The sequence below is a fragment of the Floccifex sp. genome (assembly GCF_051873555.1).
Lineage (GTDB): Bacteria > Bacillota_I > Bacilli_A > Erysipelotrichales > Erysipelotrichaceae > Floccifex.
Genome location: NZ_JBJEEY010000152.1, coordinates 1 through 5,321, shown reverse-complemented (window position 1 = coordinate 5,321; position 5,321 = coordinate 1). Strand labels below are relative to the sequence as shown.

The 5,321-nt window shown below is 33.0% G+C and carries 5 protein-coding genes and 1 pseudogene; 1 reads left to right on the top strand and 5 read right to left on the bottom strand.

Going from position 1 to position 5,321, the window contains the following annotated elements:
* Window positions 1–54: 54 nt before the first annotated feature.
* From ACI32A_RS08675 to ACI32A_RS08660, 4 genes are read right to left on the bottom strand one after another with little or no spacing between them, the layout of a single operon-like run.
* Entirely contained in the window at window positions 55–273 is a 219-nt protein-coding gene (locus ACI32A_RS08675; RefSeq protein ID WP_439754660.1) for a hypothetical protein, read from the bottom strand.
* Between the two features lie 59 nt (window positions 274–332).
* Window positions 333–1,517: a peptidylprolyl isomerase gene (locus tag ACI32A_RS08670; RefSeq protein ID WP_439754659.1), complete on the bottom strand. Its 1,185-nt coding sequence runs from the start codon at window positions 1,515–1,517 to the stop codon at window positions 333–335.
* Window position 1,518: 1 nt separating this feature from the next.
* Window positions 1,519–2,343 carry an aldo/keto reductase gene (locus tag ACI32A_RS08665; protein WP_439754658.1) on the bottom strand — a complete coding sequence of 275 codons (825 nt, stop codon included), beginning with the start codon at window positions 2,341–2,343 and terminating at the stop codon, window positions 1,519–1,521.
* A gap of 8 nt (window positions 2,344–2,351) precedes the next feature.
* Window positions 2,352–2,843, bottom strand: coding sequence for an NUDIX hydrolase (locus tag ACI32A_RS08660; protein WP_439754657.1), 492 nt, complete (start codon window positions 2,841–2,843; stop codon window positions 2,352–2,354).
* A gap of 403 nt (window positions 2,844–3,246) precedes the next feature.
* Between ACI32A_RS08660 and ACI32A_RS08655 the strand changes: the two genes are divergently transcribed.
* Entirely contained in the window at window positions 3,247–4,950 is a 1,704-nt protein-coding gene (locus tag ACI32A_RS08655) for a carbon starvation CstA family protein (protein ID WP_439754656.1), read from the top strand.
* A 104-nt stretch (window positions 4,951–5,054) separates the two neighbouring features.
* On the opposite strand, the pseudogene ACI32A_RS08650 reads toward ACI32A_RS08655, so the two are convergent.
* A pseudogene (locus ACI32A_RS08650) lies at window positions 5,055–5,321 on the bottom strand (hypothetical protein); the annotation flags it as partial.

Here is a 5,321-nt window from a genome sequence, read left to right as displayed (position 1 = left end):
GTGCTGTAACCCCTCGAATTTGTAAAAACTCAACTATTCGTTACAGCCCCTTTTTTAATAAATATTATTTAATATTTCTTTACAAAGTTCACCTTTACAAGTAAAAGACTTTGGATTGATATTCAACTGATATTCTTCATTGTTTTTCTTATATGAAATCAAGAAGCATCCACCCATGGCTTCTGTGATTTTTTCCAATCCAGAGTTTTGTTTGCGTCCATTGAATTGAAATAATAAATCATTTAATATTTTTTTCGTTTCCTCAAATTTCATGATCAATCTCCCACAATAAAAGATTCTATCACAGAAAATGAAAATAACGAGTCTTGACTTTATTCTTTTCGAATGGTAATGGACTTGATTACAGGTTGCTGATCTTTTTCTATGGTTCCATTATTATCTGTTGGATCGGCACTTTCACAGATTTCATCCACAATATCCATTCCCGATAAAACGGTTCCAAAAGCCGCATATTGTCCATCTAAGAACGTGGAATCTTCTTGTACAATAAAGAATTGAGAACTTGCGGAGTCCATATCGGAGCTTCTTGCCATAGAAATGGTTCCACGAATATGAGATAAATTGTTTTCAATTCCATTTTCACTGAATTCCCCTTTAATGGTTTGACTCGATCCGCCGGTTCCATCTCCATTAGGATCCCCTCCCTGCATCATAAATCCATCCATGATCCGATGAAACGTTAAGCCATCATAGAAACCGGATTGAGCCAATTCCACAAAGTTTTCTACTGTTTTGGGAGCATTTTTTGAATCTAGTTGTACAACGATTTCTCCGTAGCCTTCAATATCAATGTCCGCAAAATAAACGGGTTCAGGTTTAAAAATAAAATAGCCTGCAACAATGACTAAAATCAAAAGTGGAATCAACAATAATTTTGTCTTTGGATTTTTTTCTTTTTTTGTTATGGATTCAATGTGTTCAATACAATAGGCATCACTGGTTTGAAATGGATCTTCTTTTTGAATTAATACAACATAGCGATACTTTTTCATGTCTGGAATGGTTTGATAGCCATATTGAATATAGCTTTCATAACTCATTTCATCAATGGATAAACAATCACTGAGTTCTCTTATATTAAAATTTGAACATAAATAGGTTTTGAGTACAAAACGAGAAACAGAATCGAATTTCTTTAATTGATTTTGTATGGTTTCAAAATCAATATTGGACTCTATGTTTTCAATATTTATATTTTGTGAAACATTGGGTTTTTGTTCCTTAATACAATGTGGATTTTCCATAAACAAGCGACTCTGACAAAAGCGAATACTTGTTCGTATACAAAGATTAGTGAAATCTGTTGTGGTTTCAATATTTTTTTGAATGAGTATTTTCCATATTTCATCGAAAACATCTTGAAACACAAAATCTGTTTGACTTTTATTTTCCATTAAAAAATCACAAATAAAATAGACAATGCTTTTATGGTTTTGATACAACTCTAAAACCGCTTCTCTTTTTCCGTTTTTCGCTTCTCGAATGATTTTTTCCATTTTATGGCCTCATTTCATCTGGATTTTTTGTGATACATCCTAAATCCAATGCATTTAAATAATCCATATCTTCTTTAGATAATTCAAAATCAAATACATCTATATTTTCCTGAATTCGACTTGGTGTAACGGATTTAGGAAGTGGCAATACATTGTTTTGAAGAATGAAACGAAGACAAATTTGAGAAACAGTTCGATTGTATTTCTTTGCGATTTCAATTAATTCTTCTTTATCTAATAAATTCGCTCTTCCCAGTGGGGAATACGCTTCTACTATCATTCCTTTTCCCTGACAATACGAAACAAGTCCAGGTCGAGTCAATCCCACGTGGTATTCTATTTGATTCACCATAGGAATGATTTCCATATCCATTAATGGTTCTAAGTGACGTTCCATAAAATTAGAAACCCCAATGGCTTTTACTTTTCCTTGTTTATAAGCATCAATCATGGCTTGCCATGTTTCTTTATTGACTTGAACAGGATCTTGATAATTTAGTGCATTGGCGGGCCAGTGAATCAAATATAAATCAAAATAATCCAATCCCATGGTTTGTAGAGATTGATCTAAGGCATCTAATGTCGATTGATATCCTCTTTGCGTATTCCAAACTTTATTGGTAATAAATAATTCATGTCTTGGAATGCCACAATTATGAATGGCTTGTCCTACGCTTTCTTCGTTTTTATAAATATAAGCACCATCAATGTGTCGATAGCCACAGTCAACAGCTGTTTGAATGGCTTGTAGACAAATTTCATCATTGGGTGTTTTCCATGTTCCAAATCCAATATCTGGTATTTCAATTCCATTTCTTAGTTTCATATTTCCTCCTAAAATGCTTTTTCAATAGAATAATAATGAAGGAAAGTATCCTTCAGGGGTTCTAATTCTTCTTTTGTGCAAATTTTATAGCCCAGTGCTTCTTCTTTTTGAATTTGTAGATCACTTTCATCAAAATCTAAAATAAATTTATACACATCTACAAAATAATTATCCCCTTCTTCTATATTTTCTCGATGATAAGTAAATACTAAACCACCTTTTGCGTGTGACACATCCAAGCCTGTTTCTTCTTTGACTTCGCGAACAATGGCTTCTTTGGATGTTTCTCCAGCTATACAAGCCCCTCCTGGTACTTCCCACCATCCAGGAGCCCAGGACTTAGACATCACTCTTTGTGTAATTAAATATTTTCCATCGTTTCTTTGAAGAATCGCAATAACGGATAAATGATATTCGCCTTCTTTAAGTTTCCAGTCATTTTTTTTCATAGTTCTACCCGTTAGTTGTTTATTTTTATCATAGATATCCCAATATTCCATTTTGTTTCCTCGTTTCTTTTTTTATTATAGTAAAAAATAAGATTGGTTTCAAAAATTTGATGTTATTGATTTGTAAAATATTTTCAAAATTTTTGAAAATATTATTGACAATTTACATCCATGGAACTATTATCTTTTCGAATATTTTATAAAAGACATAAACAAGACAAGACCTTAGATATACTTGCGTTAGAGAGTATCGGTAGTTGAAAAGATATCAAGAGCATCTAAAGCTATCCCTTGTTTGTTGATTTTCTGAAAAAAAAAAAAAAAAAAACAGTAAGAAAATCCGTTTTTCGCGTTAAGAATTCAAGTGGCTTTTTTGGCAAACTAAGTGGTACCGCGGATTTGACTTCGTCTTAGATACGAAGTCTTTTTTTATGAAATATTCAGGGAGGATTTTATGAACGGTTTATTGTTATTATGTATTTCTATTGCAATTCTAGTAGCTGCCTATTTATTATATGGACGCTATCTAGTCAAAACATGGGGAATCGATGTAAATGCAAAAACACCGGCTTATCAAAGAGAAGATGGCGTAGACTTTGTTCCCAGCAATAAATGGGAAGTCTTTGCCCATCAATTTTCTTCCATTGCCGGGGCAGGGCCTGTTACTGGTCCAGTTCTTGCGATGGTATTTGGCTGGTTGCCTGCTTTTCTATGGGTCTTAATTGGTGGAATTTTCTTTGGAGCTGTACAAGATTTTGGAGCCCTTTATGCTTCTGTAAAATCAAAAGGAAAATCCATGGGACAATTAATTGAGCAATACATTGGAAAAACAGGACGACGATTATTTTTCTTGTTCAGCTGGTTATTTACTCTTTTAGTTATTGCGGCTTTTGCAGATATGGTTGCAGGTACGTTTAATGGATTCAATGAACAAGGAACGAAACTACTTGCCAATGGAGCTGCAGGTTCTATTTCCATTTTATATGTATTTGTAGCCATTGCATTTGGATTATTTTTAAAGAAAACAAAGATTTCTGGATGGAAACAGCTGGTATTGGGACTTGTATTAATTTGTCTGATGTTGTTTGTGGGAATTCAATTTCCTGTTTATTTCACAAAGCAAACATGGATCTATATTGTATTTGTTTATATCTTCTTTGCATCGGTTACACCTATCTGGATTTTGAAACAACCACGTGACTACTTAACTACTTTCTTATTTATTGGAATGATTATGTTTGCTGTAGTTGGTGTTATTATTTCCAATCCAACCATCACAACGCCTGCTTTTACTGGATTTCAAAGTGCAACGGGAAGTTATTTATTTCCTACTTTATTTGTAACCATTGCCTGTGGAGCCGTGAGTGGATTTCATTCGCTGGTATCCAGTGAAACAAGTTCAAAACAAATTTCCAATGAAAAAGATATGTTACAAGTTGGCTATGGAAGTATGTTGTTAGAATCTTTATTGGCCATCTTAGTCATTGTCATTGTCGGTTCTTTAACTTCTTTATCCGATTCTGGTGTATTAAATGAAACACTGTCTTCTATGGCATTGGCACAAGGCGCAACGCCTTTTACTAAATTCTCCGTAGGTGTTACTGGTTTAATTCATCAATTGGGTATGCCACAAGAATATGGTTTATGTATTATGACCATGTTTGTTTCGGCTTTAGCTTTAACTTCTTTAGATGCTGTGGCTCGTATAGGAAGAATGTCTTTTCAGGAATTTTTTGAAGTTAATGACAAAAAACCAGGCAAAGTCATTTCATTTTTAACAAACAAATACGTGGCTACACTATTAACATTAGCCGGTGGATATTTATTAAGCTTAGGTGGTTATTTAAATATCTGGCCATTATTCGGTAGTGCCAATCAGTTATTAGCAGCCATGGTATTGATTTCTATTTCTGTTTTCTTAAAAGTAACAGGAAGAAAAGGCTTTATGTTATATATTCCAATGATCGCCATGTTAGTCATTACCATGACTAGTTTAGGATTATCTGTTTATAATATTTGTATGAAATTATTTATTTCTGGTGGTTTTGTCTTTATGACAGATGGTTTACAATTATTTATTGCGCTTTTATTAATGGCTTTAGGAATATTAATTTTTGTGGGTTCAAGTAAAAAACTAATGGAAACAAAAAATGACTAATACGTGAATTATATCGTTTAAAAACAAACTTCAGTAAAATATAAAGAAGGAGACATTTCTCCTTCTTTTGAAATTCAATTCAAACTACACTCTCTCATTAAAAATCAATTTAAAACCAACAATTCTTTAACATAATCCACATCACAATTTAAAGCTTTCGCAATAAATTCATCCTCAGAACCCATCTTTTTTAAATTCTGAACCAATGTAACTTTTTCTTCCAGTTTTCCTTCAGCTTTTCCTTGAGCTATTCCCTGAGATATTCCTTGTGCTATTCCTTGAGCCATGCCTTCAGCTATCGCTTTATTTCTAAATTTTTCTAAAGCTTCACACATATCATCTTCCTCCAATTCTATTGTTTTAGCTCTTTT